31 protein-coding genes and 1 pseudogene are annotated in these 26,290 nt (G+C 71.2%); 4 read left to right on the top strand and 28 right to left on the bottom strand.

The features are described 5' to 3' along the window. Positions 1-162: 162 nt before the first annotated feature. The 9 genes from J3S20_RS27725 to J3S20_RS27685 form a co-directional block, all read right to left on the bottom strand. Complete coding sequence (locus tag J3S20_RS27725; RefSeq protein WP_216840180.1) at positions 163-2,004, bottom strand: glycoside hydrolase family 55 protein; 1,842 nt, start codon at positions 2,002-2,004, stop codon at positions 163-165. Positions 2,005-2,016: 12 nt separating this feature from the next. After that, the gene (locus J3S20_RS27720; RefSeq protein WP_216840179.1) at positions 2,017-4,038 is read right to left on the bottom strand and encodes a phage tail protein; all 2,022 of its coding nucleotides are present in this window, start codon (positions 4,036-4,038) and stop codon (positions 2,017-2,019) included. Continuing rightward, entirely contained in the window at positions 4,038-4,406 is a 369-nt protein-coding gene (locus tag J3S20_RS27715) for a DUF6950 family protein (RefSeq protein WP_216840178.1), read from the bottom strand. Before J3S20_RS27715 ends, J3S20_RS27720 begins: the two co-directional genes overlap by 1 nt. Next, positions 4,403-4,969 carry a hypothetical protein gene (locus J3S20_RS27710; protein WP_216840177.1) on the bottom strand — a complete coding sequence of 189 codons (567 nt, stop codon included), beginning with the start codon at positions 4,967-4,969 and terminating at the stop codon, positions 4,403-4,405. Before J3S20_RS27710 ends, J3S20_RS27715 begins: the two co-directional genes overlap by 4 nt. 2 nt (positions 4,970-4,971) lie before the next feature. Next, positions 4,972-5,658 carry a hypothetical protein gene (locus J3S20_RS27705; protein ID WP_216840176.1) on the bottom strand — a complete coding sequence of 229 codons (687 nt, stop codon included), beginning with the start codon at positions 5,656-5,658 and terminating at the stop codon, positions 4,972-4,974. Positions 5,659-5,662: 4 nt separating this feature from the next. Further along, positions 5,663-7,819 carry a tape measure protein gene (locus J3S20_RS27700; protein WP_216840175.1) on the bottom strand — a complete coding sequence of 719 codons (2,157 nt, stop codon included), beginning with the start codon at positions 7,817-7,819 and terminating at the stop codon, positions 5,663-5,665. Between the two features lie 30 nt (positions 7,820-7,849). Then, positions 7,850-8,002 (bottom strand): hypothetical protein, encoded by a 153-nt coding sequence (locus tag J3S20_RS27695; protein WP_216840174.1) that lies wholly within the window; start codon positions 8,000-8,002, stop codon positions 7,850-7,852. Between the two features lie 164 nt (positions 8,003-8,166). Continuing rightward, positions 8,167-8,544, bottom strand: a complete 378-nt coding sequence (locus tag J3S20_RS27690; protein WP_186773480.1) for a hypothetical protein — start codon at positions 8,542-8,544, stop codon at positions 8,167-8,169. Between the two features lie 79 nt (positions 8,545-8,623). Continuing rightward, on the bottom strand, positions 8,624-9,004 hold the full coding sequence (locus tag J3S20_RS27685; protein ID WP_216840173.1) for a winged helix-turn-helix domain-containing protein: 381 nt from the start codon (positions 9,002-9,004) through the stop codon (positions 8,624-8,626). A 237-nt stretch (positions 9,005-9,241) separates the two neighbouring features. Here J3S20_RS27685 and J3S20_RS27680 point away from each other — a divergent pair, with 237 nt between their 5' ends. Then, a complete protein-coding gene (locus J3S20_RS27680; RefSeq protein ID WP_216840172.1) occupies positions 9,242-10,066 on the top strand; it encodes a sulfite exporter TauE/SafE family protein in 825 nt (274 codons plus the stop codon). Between the two features lie 92 nt (positions 10,067-10,158). Here the strand turns inward: J3S20_RS27680 and J3S20_RS27675 are convergent, their stop codons facing one another. The 7 genes from J3S20_RS27675 to J3S20_RS27645 are packed head-to-tail and all read right to left on the bottom strand — an operon-like array spanning position 10,159 to position 13,903. After that, complete coding sequence (locus J3S20_RS27675) at positions 10,159-11,112, bottom strand: phage tail tube protein (RefSeq protein ID WP_216840171.1); 954 nt, start codon at positions 11,110-11,112, stop codon at positions 10,159-10,161. A gap of 21 nt (positions 11,113-11,133) precedes the next feature. Beyond that, positions 11,134-11,580 carry a hypothetical protein gene (locus tag J3S20_RS27670; protein WP_216840170.1) on the bottom strand — a complete coding sequence of 149 codons (447 nt, stop codon included), beginning with the start codon at positions 11,578-11,580 and terminating at the stop codon, positions 11,134-11,136. Beyond that, positions 11,577-12,302 carry a DUF6441 family protein gene (locus tag J3S20_RS27665; RefSeq protein WP_216840169.1) on the bottom strand — a complete coding sequence of 242 codons (726 nt, stop codon included), beginning with the start codon at positions 12,300-12,302 and terminating at the stop codon, positions 11,577-11,579. Before J3S20_RS27665 ends, J3S20_RS27670 begins: the two co-directional genes overlap by 4 nt. Before the next feature lie 3 nt (positions 12,303-12,305). Beyond that, positions 12,306-12,605 carry a hypothetical protein gene (locus tag J3S20_RS27660; RefSeq protein WP_092963389.1) on the bottom strand — a complete coding sequence of 100 codons (300 nt, stop codon included), beginning with the start codon at positions 12,603-12,605 and terminating at the stop codon, positions 12,306-12,308. 10 nt (positions 12,606-12,615) lie between these two features. Further along, a complete protein-coding gene (locus J3S20_RS27655; protein WP_216840168.1) occupies positions 12,616-12,924 on the bottom strand; it encodes a head-tail joining protein in 309 nt (102 codons plus the stop codon). Then, a complete protein-coding gene (locus tag J3S20_RS27650; protein WP_216840167.1) occupies positions 12,921-13,559 on the bottom strand; it encodes a structural protein in 639 nt (212 codons plus the stop codon). Before J3S20_RS27650 ends, J3S20_RS27655 begins: the two co-directional genes overlap by 4 nt. Beyond that, on the bottom strand, positions 13,556-13,903 hold the full coding sequence (locus tag J3S20_RS27645; protein ID WP_216840166.1) for a DUF2190 family protein: 348 nt from the start codon (positions 13,901-13,903) through the stop codon (positions 13,556-13,558). Before J3S20_RS27645 ends, J3S20_RS27650 begins: the two co-directional genes overlap by 4 nt. 92 nt (positions 13,904-13,995) lie before the next feature. Between J3S20_RS27645 and J3S20_RS27640 the strand changes: the two genes are divergently transcribed. Next, positions 13,996-14,241 (top strand): antitoxin MazE family protein, encoded by a 246-nt coding sequence (locus J3S20_RS27640; protein ID WP_246603348.1) that lies wholly within the window; start codon positions 13,996-13,998, stop codon positions 14,239-14,241. Then, positions 14,228-14,560 carry a type II toxin-antitoxin system PemK/MazF family toxin gene (locus J3S20_RS27635; protein WP_216840164.1) on the top strand — a complete coding sequence of 111 codons (333 nt, stop codon included), beginning with the start codon at positions 14,228-14,230 and terminating at the stop codon, positions 14,558-14,560. The genes J3S20_RS27640 and J3S20_RS27635 overlap by 14 nt, the downstream gene beginning before the upstream one ends. 225 nt (positions 14,561-14,785) lie before the next feature. Here J3S20_RS27635 and J3S20_RS27630 read toward each other — a convergent pair whose 3' ends face one another. The 8 genes from J3S20_RS27630 to J3S20_RS27595 are packed head-to-tail and all read right to left on the bottom strand — an operon-like array spanning position 14,786 to position 23,074. Continuing rightward, on the bottom strand, positions 14,786-16,882 hold the full coding sequence (locus J3S20_RS27630; RefSeq protein WP_216840163.1) for a prohead protease/major capsid protein fusion protein: 2,097 nt from the start codon (positions 16,880-16,882) through the stop codon (positions 14,786-14,788). A gap of 24 nt (positions 16,883-16,906) precedes the next feature. Further along, on the bottom strand, positions 16,907-18,400 hold the full coding sequence (locus J3S20_RS27625; protein WP_216840162.1) for a ubiquitin-activating E1 FCCH domain-containing protein: 1,494 nt from the start codon (positions 18,398-18,400) through the stop codon (positions 16,907-16,909). Continuing rightward, positions 18,397-19,878 (bottom strand): phage portal protein, encoded by a 1,482-nt coding sequence (locus tag J3S20_RS27620; protein WP_216840161.1) that lies wholly within the window; start codon positions 19,876-19,878, stop codon positions 18,397-18,399. Before J3S20_RS27620 ends, J3S20_RS27625 begins: the two co-directional genes overlap by 4 nt. Beyond that, positions 19,878-20,114 carry a phage head-tail joining protein gene (locus tag J3S20_RS27615; protein WP_216840160.1) on the bottom strand — a complete coding sequence of 79 codons (237 nt, stop codon included), beginning with the start codon at positions 20,112-20,114 and terminating at the stop codon, positions 19,878-19,880. The genes J3S20_RS27620 and J3S20_RS27615 overlap by 1 nt, the downstream gene beginning before the upstream one ends. A gap of 13 nt (positions 20,115-20,127) precedes the next feature. Then, entirely contained in the window at positions 20,128-22,041 is a 1,914-nt protein-coding gene (locus J3S20_RS27610; RefSeq protein ID WP_216840159.1) for a phage terminase large subunit family protein, read from the bottom strand. A gap of 25 nt (positions 22,042-22,066) precedes the next feature. Next, positions 22,067-22,582 (bottom strand): MerR family transcriptional regulator, encoded by a 516-nt coding sequence (locus J3S20_RS27605; RefSeq protein WP_216840158.1) that lies wholly within the window; start codon positions 22,580-22,582, stop codon positions 22,067-22,069. A 41-nt stretch (positions 22,583-22,623) separates the two neighbouring features. Continuing rightward, entirely contained in the window at positions 22,624-22,905 is a 282-nt protein-coding gene (locus J3S20_RS27600; protein ID WP_216840157.1) for a hypothetical protein, read from the bottom strand. Further along, positions 22,895-23,074, bottom strand: a complete 180-nt coding sequence (locus tag J3S20_RS27595) for a hypothetical protein (RefSeq protein WP_216840156.1) — start codon at positions 23,072-23,074, stop codon at positions 22,895-22,897. The genes J3S20_RS27600 and J3S20_RS27595 overlap by 11 nt, the downstream gene beginning before the upstream one ends. A gap of 198 nt (positions 23,075-23,272) precedes the next feature. Between J3S20_RS27595 and J3S20_RS27590 the strand changes: the two genes are divergently transcribed. Further along, complete coding sequence (locus J3S20_RS27590; RefSeq protein WP_216840155.1) at positions 23,273-23,506, top strand: hypothetical protein; 234 nt, start codon at positions 23,273-23,275, stop codon at positions 23,504-23,506. A 16-nt stretch (positions 23,507-23,522) separates the two neighbouring features. Here the strand turns inward: J3S20_RS27590 and J3S20_RS30625 are convergent, their stop codons facing one another. From J3S20_RS30625 to J3S20_RS27570, 4 genes and pseudogenes are all read right to left on the bottom strand, one after another. Beyond that, positions 23,523-24,371: a DUF3489 domain-containing protein gene (locus J3S20_RS30625; RefSeq protein WP_246603347.1), complete on the bottom strand. Its 849-nt coding sequence runs from the start codon at positions 24,369-24,371 to the stop codon at positions 23,523-23,525. 132 nt (positions 24,372-24,503) lie between these two features. Continuing rightward, the gene (locus tag J3S20_RS27580) at positions 24,504-24,740 is read right to left on the bottom strand and encodes a hypothetical protein (RefSeq protein WP_216840154.1); all 237 of its coding nucleotides are present in this window, start codon (positions 24,738-24,740) and stop codon (positions 24,504-24,506) included. 97 nt (positions 24,741-24,837) lie between these two features. After that, entirely contained in the window at positions 24,838-26,106 is a 1,269-nt protein-coding gene (locus J3S20_RS27575) for a site-specific DNA-methyltransferase (protein ID WP_216840153.1), read from the bottom strand. Continuing rightward, positions 26,096-26,290, bottom strand: a pseudogene (locus J3S20_RS27570) (DNA modification methylase); the annotation flags it as partial. The pseudogene J3S20_RS27570 and the gene J3S20_RS27575, both read right to left, overlap by 11 nt.

The raw sequence follows: 26,290 nt of genomic DNA, 5'->3' as shown, positions 1-26,290 counted from the left end.
TCAGGTCGTTCTGATAAGGGGCCAGCCTGACGTCCTTCAGTCAGCCAGCGCTGGTCGTTCATCGCGAAGATGAGCGTCCGGCGGAAGTGCCGATGGCCGGGCGGCTGCTGTGGCTGCGCCGGATGCTGAGCACGTAGTGCCCCCGTCAAGCGCATCGCATCCTCACGGCACCTGCCGCTTCGTCACCCCCACCGACAGCGTCGCCGCCGCCAAGTCGAACGTTGCGCCGGAGATGTTCCGCGCCATCACGCGCACCGTGTTGTTTGACCAGACCGCCGCGTCGAGCTCGATGAAGCGCGTCGACGACACCAGCGACGCCTGCGCGAGATCCCCCGCCCGTGCCCCGTTCACTGTCACGTCGATCAGCGCCGTCGCGCCCGGCGCCAGGCTCGGCAGATCCCAGGAGACCTCCGCCGCCAACTCCCGACGCCCTGAGCCGAACAGCGCGCCCGTCAACAGCGGCGTGCCGTTCAGCACCGCGGGCGCAGCTTCCGGCAGCCCGTAAAGCCGCAGCGACTGCAGGTCGATCGGTCCATCGAAGCCGATCACCCCCACTTGGGCATAGGCCACCGACGCGCCGACCCGGATGGTCTGCCGGCGATTGAAGTTGGCGTCGTCCATCGGTGCGCCGGCATTCCACCCCTTGGCCGGCCCGTTCCACTGCATGGTGGTGATCGAGGCCAGCACATCGCCCGCGATGTCCTCGCGGACATTCCCCGCCCCGTCGAACACCCGCACGAACAGCCGCCCGCCAGAGGCCCCGCTGGTCAGCCAATGCGCCAGCGCGAACTCCTTCGCCTGGGAGGTGTCGAGCATCCACCCCAGCCCACGGTTTGCCGCCAGCGTGACGGCCCGATCGGTCGGCGTCAGGTCGGTCAGCCCGTTGAAGCAGAAATCCGCCATGAAGGTCGCGGTGGTGGTCGACGTGGCGATGGTGATCAGCCCCTCCACCCCGACCTCCGTCGCCGACTGCCGGAACGCCGCCGCGCGGGTGTTTGGCACGCCCGCGAGAAAGCGCTGGAAGCGCGACGCGGGCGCGCGGTGCCGGTTGATCACCGCATTGCCGCAGCGGTTCGCCGTCGCCGTGTAGTCGATGCCGACCAGGTAGGTGTTGGTCCAGGCGATGTCGTACTCGCAGTCCTGCGCCCCGGCGGTGTGGCGGGCGGCCAGCGGTGAGCAGGCCTCCATGCGCATGTTCCGCGCGATGATGGCGCTGCCGGAGGTTTCGTTCAGGAAGGGGATGGCGATGTTGCTGCCGGCCTGGCGCAGCTCGAAGTTCGGCGCGTCGAAGACATGGCGGTTGTGGTTGGTGTAGGCGCCGGGCTCGTTGCCGAGCCGGATTCCGAAGCGGTCCTGCGCCGCATTGACCCCCGTCGCCTGGGCGAAGTGGCCGCCATAGTAGCGGATCGAGGTGTTCCAGGCCGTGGCGGTGGCGCACCAGATATCGAGCCCGATGCGGTTGTTGACGATGCGCCCCAGCGTGAAGGTGCTGTCCTCCACGCCGCGGCCATCGCCCAGGGTCCGTATGCCGATGGTGAAGCCCTCAACCCGGCGCAGCTCGATCTGGCTGGCATCGACGTTGCGCACGGTGATGCCGATATCCGCCTCGGAGGACCAGTCCGACAGCGTCTGCCGGATCACGTTCAGCCCGCTGTAGAGCTTCTCGGCGTTGCGGATGGTGCCGCCATCGCCCAGCACCAGCACGGAGGTGGGCGCGGTGCCGGTGTAGCGGATGGTGCCCTGCATGATCAGGCCGCGTGCGCCGCCCGGCAGGGTCACGGTGCCGGAGACGTTCCAGGTGCCGGGCGGGATCATCGCGAACTTCTGGTCCGCACCGGCCCGATCGAAGGCCGCCTGGATGGCGGTGCGATCATCCGCCACGCCATCGCCCAGCCCGCCGAAATCATTCGGCAGCACCTCCTCACGGTCGCGCAGATACTTCGCGAAGTCGGTCTTGTTGAGGTTGGCGTTGAGGACCAGCAGGTCGTCGATGCGTGCCGGCATGGCGTTCTCCGATCAGAGGGCTGTGGCGGTGACCGGGCCGGCGAAGGCCGAGACGTTGCCCTCGGCCGAGACGCTGCGCAGCCAGAACCAGCGGGCCTCGCCGGTGGTGAGGCCGGTGCGGTCCCAGGGCAGTGCTGTCGGCTCGCTGGCGAGCTTCACGGCTGCGGACAGGCTGGCGCTGCTCGCCTCGAACACCTGCAGCCGCACGGCATCCGCGGGAAAGCCGCCCGACAGGCGCACGCCGCCGACAATGCCGGTCGCGGCCAGACCCGAGGCGGCGGCCGGCACCAGCGCCTCGCGCCAGCCCGACACCGCGCCGCTGCGCGCCTGCGCCCGCACCCGGAAGGCGGTGGGCTCTGCCGTGGGGATGGCGACAGCCGTGGCGCCGAAGCCGCCGGCATAGCCCTGCCAGACCGTGACGGACGTGGGGCGGAGCTCGATCTCGTAGCCGGCGAGATAGGCCGAGCCCACCGTCGACCAGGAGACGGCCATCGCAGTGAAGGCGATCGCCACCGGCGTCTCCACCAGGATCGTCGCGGGCGCGGCGATGACGCCCGGGTTCGGCAGAACCACCGATGGGTTCTGCCCCGTGGCCCGCTCATCTGTTGCCGGGTTCCAGGCCCAGACGGCGGGATCCTCCTCGGCCAGTTGCAGGTTCACCCCGCCATCCGGCGCCAGCGCCCAGCCCGTCACGCGCGCCGGGAATGGCGTGAGCCGCTCCAACGCCACGGTCACACCATCCCAGGGCCGCAGGCGCAGCGCCGAGAGGTTGGCCTGCATCGCCACCTCACGCTGGCGGCGGTTACGCTCCAGCTCGATTTTCATAAGGCGCTGGACCGTCGTCGCCGAGGTGGTGAGCGGGAATTCCATGTCGCGGTAGATCGCCTCGCCACCATCCTCGGTGACATAGTTGCTGGCGAGCAGCGGCGGCGCATCGGTCGGCTGCCAGGCGGCGGCCGGCTCGACATAGACGGCGCGCACCCCGTTGAAGAGATCGCGCCGCGGGCGCGAGCCGACGATGGTCACGTCGCCGCGCAGATCGTCGGAGGTGAGTGTCGCCGCCGGCAGCGCGGGCGCCCCGGCATGGATGTAGAAGCGCCCGCCACTCACGACCAAGGCGCCGGCCATGGCGGCGACCAGCTTGCGAGTGATGGCGATCTTGCCCTCGCCAAGGGTGACGGCGCCGTTGACGGTGTAGCGGCGCTCGGCGGTCCCATCGCGCCGGCCCATGATCTCGTCGCAGATGTTGGCCGCCGCCATCAGCGCCGGCAGGTCGATATCCGCCCAGGCGGCGCGCCAGCCAAAGGGCGAGGTCAGGTACCAGGCCAGGCACAGCGCCGGATTGTCGGACCACCCCGTGGCACCGGTGCGCGGGTCGAGGATGGTATCCGCCCCCTCGACGATGGCGGAGAGGCTGGGCGCGCCAGAGGGAAAGGCCTCGGGCCGCAGCTTGAGCCGCACCGCGAGATAGGCGCGCCCCTGGCCGCGATGCGCAGCGGTCCACTGGCCACCGGTATCCGCCACCAGATTGGCATTGGCGACCTGGCCCGGATCGCCCAGCGCACGGTCGATGCGCAGCAGCCCGGCGAACTTCGCGTCGGTCGAGGCGGTGCCATTGAGGAACACCTCGCCGATGGCGCGGACGCGATGCGCGGCCAGGACCACGACGACATGGAGGAAGCCATCGGCGCGGCCCTCGTCATCGGTGGCAGAGTGCAGGAACACGACGGGGCCGGAGGTGCGGCAGCGCCCGAAGACGATCTGGTGCTCGGTGATGGGCTGGCGGAAGGACTGGGTGCGGCCGGCGCCGGGCGTGCGGGGATCGAAGCCGGAGCCGGGGCCGGAGTCCGTCCCTGGCGTGACGTTGGCACTGCGGGCGGCGGAGGGCGACTTGGGGCGGAAGACCGCGGCACCCACGGCGGAGACCACCAGGGCGGCGCCGGCGGCCGCCACGGCGCCCAGGACGCCGCCGCCAATGACGGCCGAGGCGGCAGCACCCGCGGCAGCGGCGATGAAGGGGATGGCGACGGGCATCAGCCAACCCTCCAGGCAATGGCGCAGGCAGTGATGGGGAGGCGGACCAGACCCGCGGGCCCGACGAAGGCGGCGCGGCCGGCGTCGAGCACGACGCCGAGGCGATCCGGGTCGGCGGCCAGCACCACGTCCCCCGTGCGCGCGAAGGGGACCGGCACGCGCGGGTACCCTGCGGTGTCGGCCATCGCGGCGAGGGAGGGCCGGTGCTGCCACGACGGCTGCTGCCCGGTGCAGGCCACCACCGCCGCCATGGCGAAGCGCCCGCAGTTCCAGCGCGCCGCGTCGAAGGGCCGATGCTCGGCGGTGGTGACCAGCGCCGCCAGCCGTTCCGGCCAGTCGGGCAGCCGGCCCGGGGGCGAGCCTCTCACTGGTTCGGCAGCCGGATCTCGGCCTCCTGCAGCGCCGGCACGAACTCGAAGAACCGATCGCCGGGGTATTCGGCCTGCTGGTCGGCATCCGTGTAGCGCCGCACCTCCGCGCGCTCGAGGTCCACCAGCCGGCTCTCGCAGGCGAGCGCCACGGAGGGCTCCGCGCCGTCCGTCACCTCCATCGTGTCCATCAGCCCCGCCCAGAGCGGAAACGGGTCCGCCACGAAGGCGCCGTGCGCATCGAGCAGTGCGCCCCACAGCGTGACCGGCCGCAGCCGGTAGCTGCGCTCAGCCAGGGCGATATCCACCACCTCCTGCGGCACCGGCGACAGGGCGAGGGTGAGGCGCACCGCGCGCAGCTCGACCGTCTCCTCCACATCCGAGATGGCGCCGATGCTCCCGGCGCCCTCGAACACCTTCCCGGCCCAATCGAGCGGCCCGAGCCCGGTCCAGACGCGAAAGGGGCCGGTGGCGAAGTCGAGCTCGACGAGGACGACCGGCGTGGCGACCGGCGCCGTGGCGGCGGAGGCTGCCTGGTTGCTGAGCCGTGGGGTGCCGGACATGACTACAGCGCCTCCTCCATGCGGATGGTGACGGCGGCGAAGGGTCCGGGCCGCGTTGGGTTCGCCGCCTCGTCATCCGACACCAGTCGCACCGGCACGCTCGGCATGGACAGGATCAGCGGCTCGCCGACCACCACCGCGGCGCGCAGCGGCGGCGCGATGGCGATCGTGGCGGTGCCGGCGCCCGAGGCGGCGACCGCGGCGGTGGCGATGTACAGCCGCCCGCCGAGGCCGATGTAGTCGCCGGCGCCGACCGCCACCGTGCTCGGCCACCAGCCCTGCGTGACGATGGACAGCGCGCCGCGTGGCGCGCCGGCTGCCAGCGACGGATTTCCCGAGCCCACCACCAGGCCGGTCCCATCGGTGAAGATGGTCGCGTCCGAGAAGGAGTACGGCCCGGTCGGCACATCGCCCTGGCTGCGCGGATCGCCGGTGCGGTACTCCCGCCGCCAATCCCAGATGCGGACGGTGTTGGCCGACCCCGCCAATGCCGCCAGCAGCCCGTCCATCACCCCGGCCTGCACGCGGCCCAACGGCTCGAAGCTGGCCTCCGCCACCCAGCGCGCGCCCTCGCGCCGCAGCACCTGCGTGGCGCGGGTGACGGGCGAGACAAAGCGCAGCGTGTTGTGCTGGAGGTAGAAGCTCAGCCGCGACGGGCGCAGCGTGGCGGGCCAGGCGTATTCCGTCATGCCTCTATCCCCGCACGATGGAGGTGGCGCTGCCGCCGCGGCGGATGGCGTCGAGCGTGGCGGCACTCGCCTGCCGCACGATCTGCGCCGAGAGCACCCGCAGCCGCGCCTCGACCCCGGCATCCGCGCCGCGTGCATCGATGGTGATGCTCTGGTTGATGACGGGGCCACCGGGCGCCATGCCGTTGGGCAGCACCGTGCCGCTGCGGTTCGGCACGAACCATTCGGGCCCGCGCTCGCCCACGATGTAGGGCTGCCCACCCGCCACCGGCCCGCCCTCGGCGCGGAACAGCCCACCCAGCGCCGTGCCCAGTCCCGAGAAGATCGAGCCGAAGTCAAAGCCGCTGAGGCTGGAGGTGACTGCGGTGCCGAGCGGCTCAGTGATGGTGCGGCGGACGACGATGCGGGCGATGTCCTGCAGGATGCCCTGCAGCACTTTCGAAAAACTCTCGCCCTTGATGATCGCGTCCTCGAAGGCCGAGGAGAAGGTCAGGCCCAACTCGCGCGCCGTGTTGCTGGTGCGCTCGGTCGCCTGCTGCACGCGCTGCTGGCTGCGCTCCAACTCCTCCAGCGCGGCATTGGCCTCGCGCGAGACGGTCTCGTCGGGGATGGGCTGGCCGATGCGCTCGGAGCGCTCCACCAGCCGGCCGAGGGTTTCCAGGCGGCGGGTGTAGCGTTCCTGGGCGTTCTCGTTGTTCTGGATCAGCCGCTCGCGCTCGCGGATGATGTCGTTGATCTCGCGCTCGGCCTCGCGGTCGGGGCGCGGGATGGCGGCGACACGGCGCGTGGTGCCCTCGATGCGGCGCAGCGCCTCGTCGCGCTCGCGCAGGGCCAAGGTTTCGAGCCGGGTGCGATCAGCGGCGGTGATCCCGCCGGCGGCCTCGGCCTCGCGCAGGCGACGGACCCGGTCGTCGTATTCGCTGTTGATGCGAAAGCGGTCGTCCAGCGCCTTGCGCAGTTCCTCGGCATCCGCGGCGGTGCGGCGGCGACGCGCTTCTGCGGCCTGGGCAGCGGCGCTCTCCTGCTCGGTGCGCTGGCGCTCGCCGGCCGCCGCCTCGCCGCGGGTGATCTCCTCCTGAAGCTCGCTGTACTGCCGGCGTAGTTCCTCCAGCCGGGCGGCGCGGTCCACGCCCGCCTGCTGCTGGGCGGCGCCGACCAGCCCGCCCTGTATCGAGCCACGCCGGGGCTGGGAGCGCAGGCTGTCGCGGCCATCATTCTCCGCCTCGAGCCGGGCGATCTGGGCGCGCAGGGCCTCGGCCTGGGCGCGGCGGTCGGCCTCCTGCTCAGAGGGGAGCAACAGGCCGGAGCCACGGCGCACGCCGTCCAGCACGCGCGCGGCGCCGGACAGCGCACGCGCGAGCGCGTTGGACAGGCCGATGGCCTGGTCGAGCCGGGCGAGGAATTGGTCGGCGGCCGCGGTGAGCTGCCCGAAGGCGCGGCCGACGGAAAGCGGCGCGCGCTCGAACTCGCCATTCAGCCGCTCGACCGCGCGCAGCAGCGCCGGGAAGACCGTGTCGGCGGTGAGCTTGCCCTCGGAGCCGAGCTTGCGCAGTTCGCCAATGGAGACGCCGAGCTCGCGCGCCAGTGCCTGCGCAAGCGTGGGCAGGCCCTCCAGGATCGAGCGGAGCTCATCGCCCTGCAGCGTGCCCGACGCCAGCGCCTGGGCGAGCTGCTGCGTGCTGGAGGCGATCTCCTGCTGGCTGGCGCCCGACGCGATGGCGATGCGCTGCAGGCCGCCGACGAGCGTGGCGACCTGGTCGGAGGTGGCGCCGATCTCACGCGCTGCGATCGAGAAGCGGGCGAAGGCGTCGACGCTCTCGCGAACCGCCACGCCGGTCTGCAGGCTGTCGCGGTAGAGGCGGTCGTAGATCTCGCCGGCACGCTCGACGGAGCCCAGCGCGGTGTTCAGCCGGCCCATGGACTGGGTGAGCGCGTCGCCGGCCACGACCACGGCGCGCAGCCCGGCAGCGAGGCCGGCGATCTGCACGCCGCGGACCGCGACGTCGAGCAGGTCGAGCGCGCGGGAGGCGCGATCGGCGCCGCCCTGGATGCGTTCCAGGCTGCGTTGGCCCGTCTCGCCGACCTCGCGCAGCTCCTGCTTGACGCGGGCGGCGTCGTCCAGCGACAGCCGGACCGAGACACGGCGCGTGCTGTCGGCCATGCGTCACGCCTCCTGCGTCAGTTGGAGTGGTCAGGGCCCGGGCGGATCAGGGCGGCGCGCAGAGCTACCCGCGGCGAGGCCCATGCGCATGGCGAGCAGCAGTTCGGCGGCAGCCCAGCCGGAGGCGCCCATCTCGCGGGCGGTGGCGAGTGCGGCAGGCATGTCCAGGTCGAGGCCCGCCATTGTCGCCGTGGCACAGGTGGTGCCGGCGGCCCAGGCTGCGGCGCCCTCGACGCTGGCCGGCGCGTGCGCGGCGTAGGGGCAGGCGAGGCCGCAGTCGCGATCGAGTGCCGCGCAGCCGCGGCAGTAGTCAGGGCCCTGGCCGAAGTGCCATTCGGCCCGGGCCCTCAGCCGTTTCCCTCCAGCGCCACGGCGGCGACGGGGCCGGTGGCGCGGTCCCAGAAGGCGGCGGCCATCTCGTCCATGTCCATCAACCGCTCGACGGCCTCGGGCGAGAGCGGCAGGGGCTTGCCCGCGGCGTCGCCAACGCCCTCCCAGGCGGTGACGGCATGGCGGGCGAGCGCCTTGACGAGGAACGCGAAGGCCAGGCCGCGCGCCATGTCGGGGTCGAGGTCTTCGGATGCCGCCCGCAGCGCGCCGAGGCGGCGGGCCGAGCCGGCCTGGGCCGCGGCCATCACCGCGGTGGTGACGGGGCGGATTTCCACGCGGACGCCGCGAGGCAGGTCGAGCCAGTACGGCTCGACCGGGAGGTCGAGGGTGAGCATGGGATTCTCCGTTGTTCGGATTGAGTCGTGTCCGCTTGGCGAAGCCGCCGCCAAGATGTCTGCTATTGCTGGTGCGGCCTCAGTCGCGCCGCGCCAGCGCGCTGCGCAGCCAGGCGAGTCGGTCCGCCACGGCTGTCTCGGCGGCGGCCTCGGCCTCGCGGTAAGCGCGCAGCACCTCCTCGCCAAGCGATGTGAGCCGCGCCCCGCCGCCGCCCGTGCCACCCATGGCGGTCGCCACAAGCGGCTCCCGGAAGTCGGCGTTCAACGCCACCACGAGGTCATGCGCGCGCTGGTAGCTCATCCCCATCCGCCGCCCGGCCGCGGCGATGGAGCCCGCGTCGCGGATGCCCTCCAGCAGCTCCGCCTTTCCGGGACCGAGCGCCACACCCTCGCCGAGCGCGAGGCGCAGTGTCAGTGCCCGGCGCGCGCCCTTCTCTCCGCTGTTTCGCTTTGCCGCCATCGGGCGAGGGAAACACGGCGCCAGCAGAGGCGCCACCGCTGCTGGTTGCAAGCAGGAGCCACCGACCGCTATCTTTGAACAAAGATAGCGACAGGAGAGCCCTGTGGTCCACGGCAGGCCGTCGAACCAGACCCGCGACGGCAAGCTCGGCCTTGTCGCGAACGCACTACCGTTCGCCACACGCCCGCGCCAAGCCTGGGGTGACGCCATGGCACGTCGCTGCGGCAGATGAGAACCTTGTCACTCTCCGCACTCGGCTGGGGGGCCGCGATCGGTACGCTGGGCGGCCTGATCGGCCTCGGTGGTGCAGAGTTCCGATTACCGGTCCTGCTTGGCCTTTTCGCGCTGGCGGCGCACCAGGCAGTGCGGCTGAACCTGCTTGTGAGCCTCGTTACCCTCGGCGCCTCCGCTGTGGCCCGACTCGGCTTCGGCACGACGCCGGACCTCTGGCCGCATGCCCACGAGATTGCTGCGCTCACCCTCGCCGCGATGACAGCGGCGTGGTTCGGTGCCGGATTGCTCACGCGGATCGACGCCGTCAGGTTGACGCGCGTCATTGCCGTGCTGCTGGCCGGCATCGGCATGCTGCTCCTTGTCGAATCTATGGTCGGGGAGGCGCTGCACCTTGGGGCGGAATCCGGCGGCTGGTGGCGCGCCCCGGCGGGTGCAGTCGCCGGAGTGGTCATCGGCCTCGTCTCCTCGCTGCTCGGCGTGGCGGGAGGCGAACTCATCATCCCGACACTGATCTTTGGGTTCGGCCTTGACATACGCGCGGCAGGTTCGGCGAGCCTCATAGTCAGCCTGCCCGCCGTGGCCGTCGGCGTGCTGCGCCATGCCCGGGCCGGTGGCTACCGCGACCACGCAATCCTGCGTGAGGTCGCGGCGCCGATGGCGGCCGGGTCGATCCTCGGCGCGATAGCAGGGGCTGCGCTGCTGCCCTTTATTCCGGTCGGCGCGTTGAAGCTCGTACTCGGCGCCATCCTGCTGGCCTCGTCGGTCAAGCTATGGCGCAAGGGCGCCGCGAAGGCCGCTGCCGCGCGGGAGGCAGCTGCGCAGCGCTGAGCGGACGCCGCACGGCATGTGATCCAAGGATGACGACTACCTCTGAACCCGCAGGTTTCGCATGTTGGCTCATGCCGGCGACTCGATGAGCGTTACGCATACTCCGTCCCCGCCTGCTGGTTCCGCAGCACCGCCGTCATCATCCGCGTCGCCGTCGCGTTGAACGCGGCTCTGAAGTCGAAGCTCGCCTCCACCCCGGCCGGTCCCTCGATCGGCGTCTTGGCCAGCGCGAGATAGACCTCGTGCAGTGTGATGGTCAGGCTGCGGTTGGCGTCGATGGTGAAGGCGAGAGCGAATTCCGCCGAGGTGCCAGCCTGGGCCTGGGCCAGCAGCGTGGTGTTCTCGAACCGGACGGTGATCTGGCCGGTGCAACGCGCGATGCCGGGATCCACGCCCTCGACGCGACGGTCGGCACGGATGGTCCGCACGGCTTCCATGCCGTTGGCATAGGTGAGCCGCGCCCCGGTGACCTGCGCCAAAGCGACGCTACTTCGGGTGACGGACCCCTGCGCCTTGTTGAAGGCGGTGTAGGCCGCACCGGTCGGCGTGCCGCCTGACGTCGCGCCCGTGCGCACCGAACCCTGCCCCAGCAGCCCGAAAGTCGCAGTTGCCGCGCCGGTCGGCGTGAAGTCCATCTCCAGCGTGTCGGCGCGGACGCCGGTGCAAACGTCGAAGCTCGGCACGTCCGGGTAGCCGATCTCCATCGCGTTGCTGGGCAGCGCAGCCGCGCCCGAGCCGAAGGTGTGAATGAAGTTGGTCGTGCCGGTGGTGGTCGGCGCGCCGAGCAGCAGCCGCAGCCAGTGGCCGATGTTGATCAGATCGACCGGCACCACCGCCTGGCCCGCGACCGTCACCGTGTCGAGGAAGGGCGCCGCGGGGTCCCGATTACTGCCCACGCCGATCACGTCGGCATCGAGCAGCGGCTGCTCGGCGCCGAGATCGCAGGACAGGAAGGGCATGCGCCGCCAATTGCCGCCTGGCGCGGTGCCGTAGGTGGATTCGGGAAAGGTCAGCAGGCGGCAATTCGCGCCGATGGCACGGGGCATGGGCGTTCTCCTGGAGGGGGATCAGGCCAGCGGCGAGCCGGCGACGGTGAACCAGAGGGTGACGGGGATGGCGGCAGCGCGGGCCGCGGCGGCCCCCTCGAACTCGACATCCTCGAAGGCTGCGCTGCCGGGCTGCGCCCATTCGACGGCGCCGCCCAGCGTGCGGTTAGCGGCGATGGCGGCAGCGACATCGACAAGCAGCGCGTCGAGCAGGGTGTTGCGCGCGACGGGCGCGGCGCCGGCGACGATGACCTCGACCTCGGCACGATGCTCGATTTGCCAGGCGAGTGGGGAGAGGATCGGCGTCTCCTCGACCGTCTCGCCATCACGGATGACGACCAAGCCACCGGACGGGATGCGCTGCGGGATGGTTTCGCCGCGCACGACCATAGGCGCTGGGTTCCGAACGGCCAGCGAGGTGGCGAGCCGGCTGTGCAGCGCGGCGATGGCGGTCTCGCGCGTGCTCACGCTGACCTACCGCTTTCGCGCTCCCAGGCCGCCACGAAGCGGCCGGGCAGGCGGCGCAGCCCGCGCTCGGCAGCACCGCGCACGTCGAGCCGCTTGGCGAGCTTCACCTGGGGCAGGAGGAGGAACATCGGCACCATCCCCTGCTCCAGCAGTCCGCGCGCCCAGGCCTCGCGGCCCTTGCGATTGGCGGTGCCGACCTCGGTGACGCCGCCCGCCACCAGCCGGGTCCGGCGCCGCCGCCCGGTCTGCTCGCCCTTGCGCAGCGGCAGGCACCAGACGAACCCGCGGCCCGACTTGAACGGTCGGAGGAAGGCCTGCCCGGAGGCGACCATCTGCGCCGGCGTCACGCGCATGCCCTTCTCACCACGGCCTCGCCTGCCACGCGCCGCATTGAAGCCGGTCGGGATGGCGAGGAACTTGCCGCCACCCTTGGCGCGGATCAGGGCGCCGCGCTCGAAGGCATCGATGACGTTCGGCACCTTTGTGAAGACCAGACCCGCCGGCCGCAGCGACTGGCCGCTCCGCGGAAAGATCATCGACCGCCAGGCATTGGCGATGCCGCGCGCATTGCCCGCGAAGGCGGTGGTGACCTGCCGTCGCAGCTCAGCCTTTACCTGTTCGGTCTCGGCGCGGATTGCGGTCATCGCGGCGCGCTCGCCCGCGCGCACCTGGTCGGCCAGCACCTTGCGGAGGTCGCCCACGATGCTGGCGCCGAGGCGCATGGATCAGCGCCCGCCGAATTTGCGGCTGAGGATGCGCAGCAGCAGGTCGTGCAGCGCGGCATAGCCGAGCGTCCCCGCCAGCCAGGCGACGGCAAACAGCCACCACCCGTCGAGCTCGAAGGCATGGGCGATCAGCCACGCGCCAGTGCCGAGGCTGCCGCCCGCCAACGCGTGCAGCAGATAGGCGCGCGTCAGGAGCGGCCGGTCGGTGGAGGAGAATCGCGCCATCGCCCCGAGCGCACCCAGGGCGCCGGCGAGTAGTGCCTCACCGACGATGCCGCCGATGCGTTCGGGGTCGATCATGGTCATGCTCCTATCGGCGGCAGAAGACGCGCCAAGCGATGCCGGCCGCGTCCCGCTCGGCGTGCTGGACCGTCAGGGTCTCGGCGCCGAGGGTGAAGGTGTCGTCCGTCTGGACAGCGGGCAGCACGGCGATCGCCACCGTCAGGACGTCTGATGCCTGGATCACGCTGGTGCCGAAGGCGTCGCCCAGCCGATCCGGCGCCGAGCGGAGCACGCGGAGCAGGACCGGCGCCCCGGTCCCACCCGCGCTGTAGCTCGCATCAGCGCCGATGTTCGGATCCGCGGCCAGCGCATCCATGGCCGCGGCGAAGGCGTTCATGCTGGCCGCCGCAGCCGCCAGGCGAGGACGCCCACCACCGCCGCCACGATGCCCGCGATGGCAACAGCCGGCGCCAGCGTGCCCAGCGCCTGGATGGCTGGTGCCGCCTGCGCCACCGCGGTGGCGATCCCGGCCGCACCCACCAACACTGCACCCCGGCCGGTGCCGGTGACGGCGGCCACCTCCCGCAATGTCACCGGCGGCGCGGGCGGGACCCCGGCCAGGGTGAGCGCGCGGTCAATCACCGCGGCCGGATAGCTTAGCCCGGCGCATTCATGGTGGATGATGGCCTCCACCAGCGGGCGCAGGTGGTCGTGCCGATGCAGGTCGATCGCATCATCCGGACCGACACCGATCCGCCGCGCCACCACCGCGATGTATGCGGCGGTGTCGTTCTCCACCTTGGGCGCCCAGCGTTCGATGATCGCGCGGGGCGTGCGCAGCTTGTGCCGGTCCTGGTAGGTGACCAGCAGGGCGGCGAGCGCGCGGATGCCGAACTCATGGCTGGTGAATCGGCAGAAGCGCCCGTCCGACGGCGGCTCGGCCAGCCCCTGCCATTTGTTGGCAGGGACGTGCTCGATGTTGCCCGGGTTGCGGTTGCGATAGCCCCGCGTGGCCTTCGGATCGATGCTCATGTGCCGGACGCCGGAACGCGGAGCAGCACGGCGCGGACGGTGGTGTCCGCCGCCAGCGCCGCCATGGTGGCGAGGCCCACCTGGAAGTTGCCGGTGGCGGTGGTGGTCAGGCGCCGGTTGGTGTTGTCCCAGAAGAGCCGCGCCCCGGCGGTGATGGCCAGTGCTGGCTCCTTGGTGATGTCGAACACACCCTTGGTCTGGCATTCGATGACGGCGTTCTGCGCGCCATCGACGGCGGCCACACCGAAGAGTGCGCCGACGAGCACGCCCTGGCCGGAGGTGACGCCGCCCGCATAGGGGACGGCGAGCGCCAGGCTGTCGCCGGGTTGCACATAGTTGCGCATGGATTGCTCCTGTGAAGGTTGGATTGGTGGGGAAGAACGGCCTTGCAGAGGGCCGCCGAGCGCGTTACATGTAACGTCTCATGGAGGTTCCGATGCCCGCTCCCGATGTGCGTAAGCGCGTGGCTGCCCACCGGGCGGAGTTGCGCAAGCGAGGCCTGCGCCCGATCCAGATCTGGGTTCCGGACACCCGCGCCCCCGGCTTTGCCGAGGAGGCGCGCCGGCAATCCCGGCTCGTCGATGCGGATGACGAGTTCGGGGAGGTGATGGGCTTCATCGAGCGCAATTCGGCCTGGCCCGAGGGAGACGACGACATCCCCGAATACGATGCGCCGCGGTGAGGTGGTGGTCGTCGCCGACCGTGCAGGCGGCGACTACGCGAGCAAGCCGAGGCCGGCGGTGGTGGTGCAGTCCGACATCTACGACCAGACGCTCAGCCTGGTGGTGTGCCCCCTGACGTCGCGGGAGCGCGATGCCGGCTTGCTGCGTGTGGCGGTCGCGCCGAGTGATCGGTTGTCGATCCGTCAGCCAAGCTGGGTGATGGTGGAGAAGCTGACCAGCATCCGCCGCGATCGAGCGACGTCCGTGATCGGGAGGCTCTCAGATGAGGAGATCACCGCGCTGAACAGAAGCCTGGCGGTCTTCCTCGGCTTTGCGTGAGGCGCGACATGGCATTTGAAGTGAGGGTCAGCAGTCGCGCGATGCGGGGAAAGCTCGCTGTGTTCCTGCGGCGCGCTGAGCGCGGGCATCGGGTGGTGATCGCCGATCGCGGGCAGCGACCGGTGCTCCTGGTTCCCGCCCGCGAAAATGGCCACATGCCGACACGCGACGCCTTGCGGCTGGGCGGACGCTTTCGCGCACTGCCCGCCCAGCAGCGGCGTGCCCTTAGGTCCCCGGGTTGAACCAGGCGCCGCGCCAGTCGATGGCACCCACGCCGAAGTCGAAGATCACGCTGACCTCGACGCCATCCACGCCCTGGACATTGCCGGTGGTGACCTGCGGCCCCTCGGCGCCGTTCAGGTAGCCGTAGACGTAGACCGGCGCGGCCATCGGATCCGAAAAGAGATACCAGCGATGGTTCGGGATCAGCGGCTCGACCAGAGGCTGCACGAAGCCGGCGTAGACATTGGCGTTGCTGGTCTGCGTCGCCTGGACGGAGACGGTGAGCTGCCTAGCGGCGAGCTCCTGGTTCGGCCCGACCAGCAGGCGCATCTGCGCGCCGACCGCGATGGGCAGGCCGTCGAGGGTCTTCTGCCGCATCACCGCGGCACGGCCCAGCGCCAGGTTCGGCAGGTCGAGCGCGGTGCCCGCGCCCGCCTTGTTGGCGCGCGCCGCTGCCGTGCCGAACACCGCCGCCGCGCCGGTGGTGAGCGTCGGCCCGTCGCCGCCTGCGCTGTTCACCAGAGCATAGGCCGTGGCGTTCTCGAAGTCGGCGACGCGCCGGCCGATCATGCTGGCGAAGTCGGTGAAGGCGCCGAGGTCGTCATTCACCAGCATCTGCCGCGTCACGCGGATGCGTCGCGCGAAGGTCTGCAGGAACACCAGCTCCTGGCTCTCGGACATGGTGCCGGCCTGGACCTCGCCATTCTCCGACAGCGGCAGCAGCGTGGGGAAGTCACCGACACGCAGGTGGCGGTGCGGCTTGAAGTCCCGGAAATCGCGCCGCAGGAACAGCGTTCGGTAGGTGGGTGCCGCCGGCGCATAGGCGGCCAGCAGCATCTTGTTGGCCGCGGCGGAGAGCAGGGCGGGGAAGTCGCTGGTGGTGTGGAAGGCGCGCTCGGCGAGGATGGTCGGGTTGCGCGGGACGTTGCGCTCGCCGCGGGCGCGCAGCAGTTCGCCGATCATGTCGGAGGGCCGCCAGCCGAGGAACTCGGTGTGGCGGCCGTTCGCGGGCGCCTGGTAGCCGGGCATGGTTCGCGCGGCGAGCGCCTCGGCCATGGCGTCGAGGAGTTGTGAGGGGTCCTCGTTGGATGGGCCGGTGTCGGGGCGCGCCGGGAGGGATGGGCGCGCGGCACCGCTGGTGAAGGCCTCCCACAGGCGGCCGCGCAGCACCTCGGGCGAGACACGGTCGCGGATGGCGGCCTCGCGCATGGTGTCGAGCATGTCGGGCGTGACGAGGCCACGGGCGGCGGCGAGCACCGGCTCATAGCCAGCGATGCGCTCGACCGCGGCGCGCTCGGCCTCGGCGCGGATGGCGTCCAGGTCGGGGGCCGGCGGTGCGGCGCGGGTCGGTTCGGGCGGGACGGTGGTGGTCACGGGGTTCTCCTGGGGCGTGGATACGACGGGCGGCGCGGGCGGCGCCGGCGCGGGATCCGGCGAAGCCGGCGTCGTCTCGGGCATGGTGGGTTCCTCGGGGATGGTCAGGGCGGATTCGATGGCGGTGGCGGGGGTGTCCTGATCCCCCTCGCCACGGACCACGGCGAGACCGTCGACCGGGACGGGCACGATCGAGATCTCGTAGGGCTCCCAGTCCACCGCGCGGTGGATGGTCTGGCCGGTGGCGGCATCCGGTCGCGGCTCGTAGCGATGCACCCGGTAGCCGACGCTGACAGACTGCAGCGTGCCGTCCGCGACGCGCTGCCAAACCGGCTCGACGTCAGCGGCGCCGCTGAACTGGAGGGTGGCGTAGCCGCGGCCGGCCTCGAGGCGGGCCGCGGTCACGCGGCCCAGCACGTCGCGCGTGCCGGCGCGGCGGTGGGTGTCGAGAACAGGCGCCCGGCCGGAGCGGAGCGCCTCCATGCGCACCGCTGAGGGCGCCATGTCGAGCTCTTCGAGGATGGGACCATAGGGCGGCACGAAATTGCGGGCCCGGGCGCCGGTGCTCCACACCACCTCGACGGTGCGGGCTGCGCGATTGACTGTGACGGGCGCCGCCAGGGCGCGGCACGCCACTATCGACTGCCCAGCGGTGGGCAGTCGACCGGGCGCAGGTTCCTGCTCCGGCGCGGGGACGTCCCCGCCCGGTTCGATCGGCTCGGTCATGAGATGTGCTCCTGGGCAGCGCCGCTACGGCGCGGCGAAGCCCTGCGCGTTGACGTAGACCTGCGCGCCGGTGGTGATGCAGGCGACGTTCATCGCCGTGGCGGCGGTGCCGCGCAGCGGTGTGGGAAAGGTGATCTCCACCGGAGCCGCCATCGCGGCCGGGAGCAACTGCCGCCAGATGACTGTGGCCCCGTCCTTGATCACGACCTCCGTCGCCACCGTCGCGTGCGCATTGCGGATGTCGATCGAGGTCACGTAGTTCCGGATGCCGGCCGCGGCCGCGGTACGGAGCACCACGTCGGTGGTGTTGATGATCCCGCCCGCGGCGGCGGCATATTGCCAGTCCGCCTCCGGGATCGCGTAGGGCTTGGTGACCAGCGCGCCGATCAGCGTCGCCAGCAGATCGACGCCACGGGCGGTGGTGACAGCGGTCGGATTGGCCGAGTAGCCGGTGGCAGCCAGCACTGGCACGGCGCCGCTGGTGTTGCGGGCCTGGCCGCCCACCGGCGTGACCGTCGGCGGCACCGTGCTGAGGACGTTCACGCCCAGCCCCTGGCCCGCGACGGACTGGCCGCGGCCCGCGGTGATCTCGGTGGTGAGCTCGGCATAGTCCGCGATGGTGACGAACTGGATCTTGATGTCGGTGTTCGAGACCGGCGCCAGGTTCCGGCTGACCGAGGCCCAGCCGGTGTTCAGATAGGCCCCGGTGAACGTCGAACCGACCAGGTCAAAGCTGTTCGCGTCGATCACCGTGATCGTGAACGTGCCATTCGCGCCGGGGACGCCCGAGACGTCGGCAACGGTCACCACGTCGTTGGTGGCAAAGCCATGCGCCGCGCGCGTGATGCGCACCGCACCGCTGCCGTTGTTCGCCACGGCCGACACACCGCTGACGAACTGCCGGTTCCGCACCCGGATCCGAAAGCGGTACAGCGCATTCGGCTCCGGGATCTGCTGGTGGCGGACATAGGAGTTCGAGCGCGCCGCCGTGGTGTCGAGCAGGCGGCCGTGGAAGTAGCATTCGTCGTTGGTCGGCTCGAGCTCCAGCACGGACCAGCCCGCGGGCGCGGTGGTCGGGATGGTGCTGCCCGAGGTGCTGCCGAGGCGCGGGGCGCCCTCGCTCTGGACTTCGTAGTTCGCGAGCGTGGCGCTGGCCCCGTCCAGCCGCCAAGCCGCGGCGCTGCGCCCATCCGGCTGGGCGGTGGTGGGATCGATGCTGACCAGCTCGAGCCAGGCGGACTGGCCAACGATCCGCTGACTCATGTTCACCGCCACCATGACCCGGAGCGGGATGGTGAAGGTAGTCCGACTGGTGAGCGTCAGCTCATCGTCGAGCGTGGTGCCGGTCGAGATGGTGACGGCGCCATCGGCTACGGTGTGGGTGATGCCGCCGCCGGTCGCCGCGATCTCCCACCGCGCCGGGTTGATCTCGGTTCCGTTGAAGCTGTCGCGGAACTTCTTCTGCATGCTCTTGATCTTGAGCATGTCGTCGGTCCAGTCGTAGGCGCCTGCGATCATGGCTGTGCTCCTGGGGCAGGCTCGGCGCGCGGCGATGCGGCACCGGTGGCGGCGATCTCGATCGCCGCGAGCTGGGCGGCGTCCTGCGCGGCGCCGGACTTGGCGACGCGGCGCGGATCGCTGTCGAGGGAGAGGCCCGCCTCGTCGAGCAGGGCATTGGCCTCGCGGATCATTTCCACCACCTGGCGGAAGTCGTAGCCGAAGGCGCCGACCGCCTCGGGCTGCGGCACGAAGCCTGCGCGGACCTGGGCGATCAGCGCCGTCGTGTCCTTCAACGGGTCGATCATCTCGTGGGCGGGCGGGACGTGGGAGAGGCCTTCCGGCACCTCGGCGCGCCACAGCCCGAGCAGTGCGCCCTGCGCATGGAAGCGATCCGCGATCGGTCGCACCAGCATCGGGATGAGCATCCCGTACTGCACCTGCTCGCAGAGGCGGCGGAACTCGATCTTGCCAGCACGGAGCGAGGAGTAGTTCGCCTGGGTGAGGTCGCCCGCGAGCTGGTCGTAGGTCAGGCCGGTGCCGACCGCGGACGCCTCAAGCGCCCGGCGCGCGAAGGCGGCGTGGCTGCCGCCGCCGGAGGGATTCACCACCTCCACGGATCCCATGCCGCGGCGATAGAGGATCATCCCCGGCTCGAAGCTCTCCACCGTCCGGCCCTGCGCGTCGCGCAGCAGACCCGAGGCCGGGCCCGTCATGGCGTCATCGCCATCCTCGGAGACGACCGCGGCCAGGCACGCCTCGATCTTAGCCTTCATGAGCAGGGCCGCCTCGTAGTCGCCGAGATCGCGCAGGCGCGTCAGGACCGGCGCCAGCCAGGACACGTCGCGCAGTTGGCCCGGCCGGCGCTTGCGATAGACATGCAGCACGTCGCGGGCCGGGACGCGCTGGCTGCTCAGCCAGGTGGCACCCCCCGGCAGGACCCAGGAGGCGCCGGGGTGCACGCGATGCAGCCAGTAGCCGACCGGCTCGCCGGCCTCGCCGAGGCTGATGCCCTGCAGGGTGGGGACACCCTCGATGACGCCCTGGCGCGCCGTGTCGAGGTGATCGCTCTCCAGCACCTGCAGCCGCAGCCCGATCGGGTTCGCCGTCGTGATGTCGGCCGGCAGCAGTCGCACGAAGCATTCGCCGCTCTCGACCACCGCGCGCATGACCAGCGCCTGCAGGCCGTAGAGGTCGAGCCGCCCCTCGGCGTCGCAGGCGGTGCTATCGGACCAGCGGCGCCAAGCCTCGGCATGGGGCTTGTGCGGCCAACGCGTGGTGATGCCGGCGCCGACGGCATTGCCGGTCCAGAGATCGACGATGCGGGCGGCATAGGGGTCGTTGCGGACAGCGTCGCGGGCGCGGCGCGCCACGGTGGGCGCGGCAGCTCCGACTTCGGCCGTGGCGCTGCCGCCGGACGCGGCCCAGCTCGAGGCGCGGCTGTCCTGCGCCGCGGCATAGCCACGCAGGGCGTGCCAGGCATCACGGAGACGCCCCATCACCTGCTTCCCTCACGCGAGAAGCTGGCGAGGGTCACGCTGGGGCGGCGCGCCGCGGCGTTCTCGGCCGCATGCAGGACGGACAAGGCGCGGCCGAGCTCATCGAGGGACCGATACTCTACCGTTCGCCCGTCGAAGGTCACGCGGGTGGTGCCGCCGGTGAAGGCGGCGGCCAGCACGGCGGCGCGGCTGCTGACAGGCTGCGCCAGCGCCCAGGCGAGGACGGTCGGATCCATGGTCGTCCTCCTTTCAGCGAAGCCAGCCATTCCGCGGCGTGAGCCAGCCCCGCGGGCGCTGTGTGTCGAGCGCCTGTGCCGGCGCCGCCTGCGATGGCGGTGATGGGTCAGCGACATTCCCGGCGGCGGGAATTTCGCTCGGCCGCAGCGGCGCGTCTGCCGCCTCATCCCGCAGCCGCGCCCAGAATTGCTCGCCGTAGCGGTCGGCGCCGAGCAGCCAGAGCGCCGCGCGCGCCAGCACGGCGCAGTCTAGCGCCTCGTTCCGCTCCCGCAGCTTGGCCCATTCCTGACGGGCAAAGCCGCGGCGATCCTTCGTGGTGCACAGCTGCTCGGCGACCAGCTGCTTGACCCACTCCACCTCGACCGCTCGCGGTAGATGCACCCAGCCGGGCGGCAGCTCCTCCGCGTCACCGCGGCCGAGCCAAAGCCTTCGATAGAGATCCGCCTTCCATGTGGAGACGGAGACGGTCCAGAGCTTGAGGCCGCGGCGCAGCTTCTGGCCGTTGACCAGCGCGTCCACCGGCGTCGGGCCCTGCACCGGCTGCGCCCGGTTCCAGCCGTCGATGCCCTTGGTCGGCGCGATGCGCGGATCCCGCAGGCGGCGGAGGTGGCCATAGACCGCCGCCGTGTCCCGGCCGCCGGTGTCGACGCAGAGGCGGGCGATGCGCATGGCCCCGCCACCGTGCCGGGGCCAGTCGCGCGCCAGCAGCTTCGCCAGGTCGTCCCACGGCTCGCGATCCCGCGGGCTGCCGGGGATGACCACGTGGTCAACGAGCCACGACGAAAAGCCCTCGGCCCAACCCCAGACGTCGCATTCCAGGCGGTCGTCCTGCACGTCCACGCCGGCCGTCAGCACCAGCGCGCCGGTGGGCACCACGCCCATGGCGAAATCCTCGCGGCGCTCGACCAGGCGCTCCCAGTCCGGGGCCTCGCCCTGCTCCTGCCAGGTCTCGCCCAGGATCGTGTTCTTGAAAGTCTTGATGTCCTCTGGCTTGCCCTGAGCGGCCTCCCAATCCCGCGCGATTTGCTCCCAGGACAGCCAGCCGACCGGCGAGTAGAGCGCCGAGATGTGGAAGCCGATCGTGTGCGGATCCTGGCCATCGGCCGTCGCGCGCCATTCCCCGCCGCCGAGCATGGCGGTCTTGTCGTGCTCCAGCATGGGGTGGTCGCAGGCCGTGCAGTGATACCGCGCCGTCTCAGGTGCGCCCTTGTCCCAGAGCAGCCGCTCAAAGCGGAGCCACTGCATCTCGCCGCACGCCGTGCACGGCACGAAGAACCGCCGCTGGTCGCTGGCCAGGTACTCCCGCTCGATGCGGCTGCGGCCGGCGATGGTGGGCGTCGAAACCAGGAAGGCCTTGCGGCGCCAGCCGAAGGTGCGGGCGCGGGCCTCCGCGAGCGCGATCGGATCACCCTCGCCGGCGACATCGCCGGGATAGGCATCCACCTCGTCGAGGAAGAGGAACCGCGCCGTCATCGAGCGCAGCCCGACCGCGCTGTTGGCCCCCGTCAGCACCAGGATGCCACCGGGGAATTCCTTCGACAGCATGGTGTTGCCGCTGTCGCGCGCCCGGGCCGGTGCGACCCGCTCCCGCAGCGCGGGCGTTTCCTCCAGCAGCGGGTCGATGCGTTGGCGCGAGAAGCGCTTGGCCAGTTCCACAGTTGGCTGCACCGCCAGGGCGGGTGCCGGCACGTGGTGCATGATGTAGCCGAGCCAGTTGTTCCCGCTTTCCGTGGCCCCGACCTGCGCACCCTTCATGAAGACGACGCGCCGAGCGGGATGCACCGCGGAGAGCGCGTCCATCACATCCTTCAGGTAGGGCGTGCGGCTGGTGCGCCAGGGGCCGGGTTCGGCCGAGGCGCGGCTGCCGAGCATGCGATGGCGCTCGGCCCATTCCGAGACGGTGAGCTGCGGCGGCGGGCGGAGCATGGCGCCGACACGCCGGCGCACATGCTCACGGCTGCGGAGACCGATCCCCTCCGAGGCCTGCGGGATCGAAGCGATCGGCCGCCTCCGTCAGCAGGTCGTTGATGTGGCTCTGCAGGATGGTCTGCAGCAGATGCGGGTCGACGCTGATCTCAGCGGCGATCAGGCCGGACACGCGCGCCGGCCAGTTCAGCAGTGCGTCGCGCATGGTGCTGCCGATCTCGTCGAGCGCGGCATTGGCCTCAGTGACATCGACGAGGCGGCGCTTGGTCTCGTCGAGCGAAAGGCGCTGCGCTTCCACCTTCAGCGCGAGCTGCGCCACTTTAAGCCGGGCGAAGGGCGTACCCTCGGCGCCGGCGCCGTTGGCCAGGGGCGAGCGGGTGGGATCGGCGGTTTCGGTCAGGCGGCGGCGGGTCTTGTCGATGTCCCACTGGCCGTCCGGCTCGCGGGCGATACGGCCCGCGCGTTCGGCCTTGTGGATGGCAGTGTCGCTGACGCCCAGGCGACGGGCGGCCTCGCGCGTGGAGGCGGTCAGCTCGGGCATGGCGGCGACCTCCCGCCGCACGAGGATGGACTGCGCGCGTGCTACAGGGAGCGCAGTGCGTGCTGACGGGCGGCTTCAAAGGCGGTGATGGCGGCGGACCAATCCAGCGTGGCGCCGTCGCCGAGCATCTGCACCGACGCGAGCGCCACGCGGCGGCGCGACCAGTAGTTCCCGTCCAGCGTGGCGAGCCAGCCGGCGAGGCCCTGAGCGGCGAGCGCCGCGGCGGCTGCTTCTACCTCGGCCTCGCTGGGTGGTGCCGCGCGCCCCATCGTCACATGCCGGCCATCCTGCGCGAGGATGATCCAGCGGCGTTCAGCGGCCATCGGCGGAAGCCTCGCTTTGGCTCAGGGAGCCCTGCAGGGCATCGAGGGCGCGGCGGGCCGCGCTGATCTTGCGGGCGGCCGGGATCCACCCCGCCTCCACCGAGCGCAGGAGCGTGTCGATCGCGGCGATGGCGCTAGCGATGTCAATCGGCCTGCTGGTCTTGCTCATTGGCATCTCCGTCTCGGCGGGGCGGAATGCCCTGCGGGTGACGGACGATTCGCGCTGCGTCAGAGCGCAGCCAACTCGAATGATCGATGTGCTCTGTAGGTTTTCGATGGGCGCAGCGATGCGCGATGTGCATCCTGTTCGGAGGAGCAGAGGGCAGCGAACATGCCACCGAGCAGAGGGCCGAAAGACATCGAAAAGATGGTCTATGAGACGGCGAAAGCGATGGCTCTGGCGGGAAACGGTGTCGGCACGCCGCGGGTCGTGAAACTTTACATCGATGATGCGCGCGAGGTGCTGCTCGGCGTTGCGAAGGCTGCGAAGCGTCAAGGGTGGACGGCCGAGGAACTGGTACTGGCACTCGATCCCCCGAAGCAGAAACTGAAGCCCTGGGAACGGCATCAGGGTCCGCTGCCTTCCAGCAGCGAGCCCTGATCAATGCCATTTGGCGTCAACCTGCCAGGGCGTAGATGGTGAAGGAGCCCTTGGCGCCGGTCTTGTTCGGCCCGACCTGGCGGATGCGCTCGCGCACCTCAATGCTGTGGCCCTTCTTCTTCAGCCCTGCGAAGAAGCCCCGCACCGTGTGTTGTGCCCAGCCCGTCGCTTCGGCGATCTGTGCGACCGTGGCGCCCTCGGGCCGGCGGAGCATGGCGAGCACCTGCTCCTGCTTCGTGCCCTCGCGCGGCTTGCGCGGCGCGCCGGGCTCGCGGGCGGGCTTCCCGGCGAGCAGGGTGCGCAGGGCCTCCATCGGCGCGTCGAGGGCGCCGATCATGTCGCCCTCGCGATTGGCCTCGTCGTCCCAGGCGGCGAGCACCGCCGTGGTGGCGTCGCGCAGGCTGGTCCGCGGCGTGGCGGTGCGCGCCGCGAGGGCCTGGTCGAGCAGGGCGATCTCCTCCGCCAGGGGCGCAGCCTGGGCGGCTTCGGGCGCCGGGGCGTCCTGTGTGGCGGGCTCCGCGGCCGGCGCCACCGTGGGCGCCGTGTCGGGCACGCTGCCCTCGATGCCCGAGCAGTCGGGCTCGCCGGCCCCCGCGTCGCCCTCGTTCGGGTCGATGCCGATGGCGCGCAGCCCCTCGTCGGTGATGCGCGCCACGATCCAGGTGCCTTCCTCATCCTGGCGCCAGCCGAGCCCGACATGCTCCCGCGGCGCGTTGATCTCGGTCAGCAGGTTGTTCTTGATCAGGCTGCGGAACACCGCGTTGCGGGCGGCGGCCGGCAGGGTCTTCGGCGCGCGGGCGAGGCCCATCTCGTGCTGCGCGGCGGCGCTCAGAATCACGCGCTGGCTATCGGAAAGCTTGGTCATCGTGGTGGTCTCCCGTTCCGGGTGCCGGTCATCGGCCCCTACTGCCGGGAGCCCCGCCGGCCTCGCCGGTCGGGGCGGTGCGGGAACGGCCCGCGTCGGGTTCCCATCGCAGCAAGCTGCGATGGGGTCCCGTCAGGCTTCGTATTCGCCGCGGCGGAAATGCTGGTCCGCGATGTCCTTCAGCTTCGCGGTGGCATCCGAAAGCCAGGCTGCTTCGCCCCAAAGCACCGTCTCGGGGTCCGCGCCGAAATGGTCCGCGCTGGCCTGCTGGAGTTCCGCGAGGAGGGCGTCGAACTCGGCCTTCTTCGCCAGGAAGGCAGCCAGGCTGCGTTCCTGGTTGCGGGTGGCGCGGGCTTCGCGGTCGGTCATCTTGGTCTCCGTGGTGCAGGGCGGGGTGCTCTGCGTGTGACGGACCATTCGCGCTGTGCCGCGCACGAGCCAAGCAAGATGCAGCGGCGCGGAATTGCTATGATTCGGCGGTCTGGATCACATCATGATCGACGACGCCACGCGCCGCGGCGACATCGGCAAAGATGCGATCATCACCCTCCAGAACCGCGGCTTCGCCGGTCGTTTCCTGCCAGCGTCGCACGATGACGTCGGCATAGGCAGGGTCGATCTCCAGCAGCACGGCGCGCCGCCCCGTGCGCTCCGCCGCGATCATCGTCGTGCCCGAGCCGCCGAAGCAGTCCAGCACCGTGTCGCGCGGCTTGCTGCTGTTGCGAATCGCGCGCTCGACCAGCGCCACCGGCTTCATAGTGGGATGCAGGTCGTTGCGCGCCGGCTTGTCGAAGTGCCAGACATTCCCCTGGTCACGCGCACCGCACCAGTAGTGCTGCGCGCCCGCCTTCCAGCCGTAGAGCATGGCCTCGAACTGCTGATGATAGTCGGCGCGGCCGAGGGCGAAGGTGTTCTTCGCCCAGATGATGGTGCTGGACCATTTGCCGCCCGCCTCCTGCCAGACGCGATGCAGCGTCGGCCATTCGGAGGAGGACATGCAGACGTAGCAGGCGCCCTTGGTGATCGAGAGCAGGTTGGCCAGCGCGGGGCGGAGGAACTCGGGAAAGCCACCGCCGAGCGCGTCGTTGGCGATGGTCATCTTGGCCGCGGTGCCGCCCTCATAGGCGACATTATAGGGCGGATCGACGAAGCCCATGTCGGCCAGTTGCCCGGCGCCGAGCGCGCGCTGCACGTCCTCGATCTTGGTGGCGTCGCCGCACAGCAGGCGGTGCTCGCCACAGCGCCAGAGATCGCCCGTGCGCGTGACTGGCACCACGGGCGGCGGCGGGGCGTCATCGGCATCATCGCCGAGCCCGGCATCGGCGGCTGCCAGCAGCCGATCGAGCTCCATGCCGGAGAAGCCGAGCACGTCCAGGTCGACCACCGCCTCGTCGCGGATCCGCGCGATCTCAGCGGCCAGCAGCGCCTCGTCCCAGCCGGAGTTCAGCGCGATCTGGTTGTCGGCCAACCGCAGGGCCCGCGCCTGGGCCGGGGAAAGATGGCCGAGCCGCAGCACCGGCACGGAGGCGAGGCCCAGCTGCTTCGCGGCCATGACGCGGCCGTGGCCGGCGATCAACACGCCCTCGGCGTCGACCAGCACCGGATTCACGAAGCCGAACTCGGCGATCGACGCCGCGATCTGCGCCACCTGCGATGGCGAATGCGTACGCGCGTTCTCGGCGTAGGGCACGAGGGACGCCACCGGCAGGGAGGAGACGACGAGATCAGGCTGCATTGGCGGTGACCTCCGTCCGCGCCGCGGCGACGGCGTCGTAGTCGCGGCCATCGTCCGCCAGCGTCACCGGCATGTCCGGATGCAGCATCCTCCACCGCGCCACGGCCAGGTCGACATAGGCAGGCGCGAGCTCGATCGCCCGCACGCGGCGACCGGTGCGCTGGCCGGCGATGATGGTGGTGCC

It is taken from the genome of Falsiroseomonas tokyonensis (genome assembly GCF_019024325.1).
Taxonomy (GTDB): Bacteria; Pseudomonadota; Alphaproteobacteria; order Acetobacterales; family Acetobacteraceae; genus Falsiroseomonas; species Falsiroseomonas tokyonensis.
Note: the sequence above shows the minus strand (reverse complement) of the source record. Positions and strands in the feature narration are given on the sequence as shown.

Bases quoted from the DNA above. Each gene is read 5' to 3' on its own strand.
- J3S20_RS27725 (WP_216840180.1), bottom strand. From the start codon at position 2,004: ATGCCGGCACGCATCGACGACCTGCTGGTCCTCAACGCCAACCTCAAC.
- J3S20_RS27720 (WP_216840179.1), bottom strand. From the start codon at position 4,038: ATGCCCGTCGCCATCCCCTTCATCGCCGCTGCCGCGGGTGCTGCCGCC.
- J3S20_RS27710 (WP_216840177.1), bottom strand. From the start codon at position 4,969: ATGTCCGGCACCCCACGGCTCAGCAACCAGGCAGCCTCCGCCGCCACG.
- J3S20_RS27705 (WP_216840176.1), bottom strand. From the start codon at position 5,658: ATGACGGAATACGCCTGGCCCGCCACGCTGCGCCCGTCGCGGCTGAGC.
- J3S20_RS27700 (WP_216840175.1), bottom strand. From the start codon at position 7,819: ATGGCCGACAGCACGCGCCGTGTCTCGGTCCGGCTGTCGCTGGACGAC.
- J3S20_RS27695 (WP_216840174.1), bottom strand. From the start codon at position 8,002: ATGGCGGGCCTCGACCTGGACATGCCTGCCGCACTCGCCACCGCCCGC.
- J3S20_RS27690 (WP_186773480.1), bottom strand. From the start codon at position 8,544: ATGCTCACCCTCGACCTCCCGGTCGAGCCGTACTGGCTCGACCTGCCT.
- J3S20_RS27685 (WP_216840173.1), bottom strand. From the start codon at position 9,004: ATGGCGGCAAAGCGAAACAGCGGAGAGAAGGGCGCGCGCCGGGCACTG.
- J3S20_RS27675 (WP_216840171.1), bottom strand. From the start codon at position 11,112: ATGCCCCGTGCCATCGGCGCGAATTGCCGCCTGCTGACCTTTCCCGAA.
- J3S20_RS27665 (WP_216840169.1), bottom strand. From the start codon at position 12,302: ATGCGCCTCGGCGCCAGCATCGTGGGCGACCTCCGCAAGGTGCTGGCC.
- J3S20_RS27660 (WP_092963389.1), bottom strand. From the start codon at position 12,605: ATGATCGACCCCGAACGCATCGGCGGCATCGTCGGTGAGGCACTACTC.
- J3S20_RS27655 (WP_216840168.1), bottom strand. From the start codon at position 12,924: ATGAACGCCTTCGCCGCGGCCATGGATGCGCTGGCCGCGGATCCGAAC.
- J3S20_RS27650 (WP_216840167.1), bottom strand. From the start codon at position 13,559: ATGAGCATCGATCCGAAGGCCACGCGGGGCTATCGCAACCGCAACCCG.
- J3S20_RS27645 (WP_216840166.1), bottom strand. From the start codon at position 13,903: ATGCGCAACTATGTGCAACCCGGCGACAGCCTGGCGCTCGCCGTCCCC.
- J3S20_RS27640 (WP_246603348.1), top strand. From the start codon at position 13,996: ATGCCCGCTCCCGATGTGCGTAAGCGCGTGGCTGCCCACCGGGCGGAG.
- J3S20_RS27635 (WP_216840164.1), top strand. From the start codon at position 14,228: ATGCGCCGCGGTGAGGTGGTGGTCGTCGCCGACCGTGCAGGCGGCGAC.
- J3S20_RS27630 (WP_216840163.1), bottom strand. From the start codon at position 16,882: ATGACCGAGCCGATCGAACCGGGCGGGGACGTCCCCGCGCCGGAGCAG.
- J3S20_RS27625 (WP_216840162.1), bottom strand. From the start codon at position 18,400: ATGATCGCAGGCGCCTACGACTGGACCGACGACATGCTCAAGATCAAG.
- J3S20_RS27620 (WP_216840161.1), bottom strand. From the start codon at position 19,878: ATGGGGCGTCTCCGTGATGCCTGGCACGCCCTGCGTGGCTATGCCGCG.
- J3S20_RS27615 (WP_216840160.1), bottom strand. From the start codon at position 20,114: ATGGATCCGACCGTCCTCGCCTGGGCGCTGGCGCAGCCTGTCAGCAGC.
- J3S20_RS27610 (WP_216840159.1), bottom strand. From the start codon at position 22,041: ATGCTCCGCCCGCCGCCGCAGCTCACCGTCTCGGAATGGGCCGAGCGC.
- J3S20_RS27605 (WP_216840158.1), bottom strand. From the start codon at position 22,582: ATGCCCGAGCTGACCGCCTCCACGCGCGAGGCCGCCCGTCGCCTGGGC.
- J3S20_RS27600 (WP_216840157.1), bottom strand. From the start codon at position 22,905: ATGGCCGCTGAACGCCGCTGGATCATCCTCGCGCAGGATGGCCGGCAT.
- J3S20_RS27595 (WP_216840156.1), bottom strand. From the start codon at position 23,074: ATGAGCAAGACCAGCAGGCCGATTGACATCGCTAGCGCCATCGCCGCG.
- J3S20_RS27590 (WP_216840155.1), top strand. From the start codon at position 23,273: ATGGTCTATGAGACGGCGAAAGCGATGGCTCTGGCGGGAAACGGTGTC.
- J3S20_RS30625 (WP_246603347.1), bottom strand. From the start codon at position 24,371: ATGACCAAGCTTTCCGATAGCCAGCGCGTGATTCTGAGCGCCGCCGCG.
- J3S20_RS27580 (WP_216840154.1), bottom strand. From the start codon at position 24,740: ATGACCGACCGCGAAGCCCGCGCCACCCGCAACCAGGAACGCAGCCTG.
- J3S20_RS27575 (WP_216840153.1), bottom strand. From the start codon at position 26,106: ATGCAGCCTGATCTCGTCGTCTCCTCCCTGCCGGTGGCGTCCCTCGTG.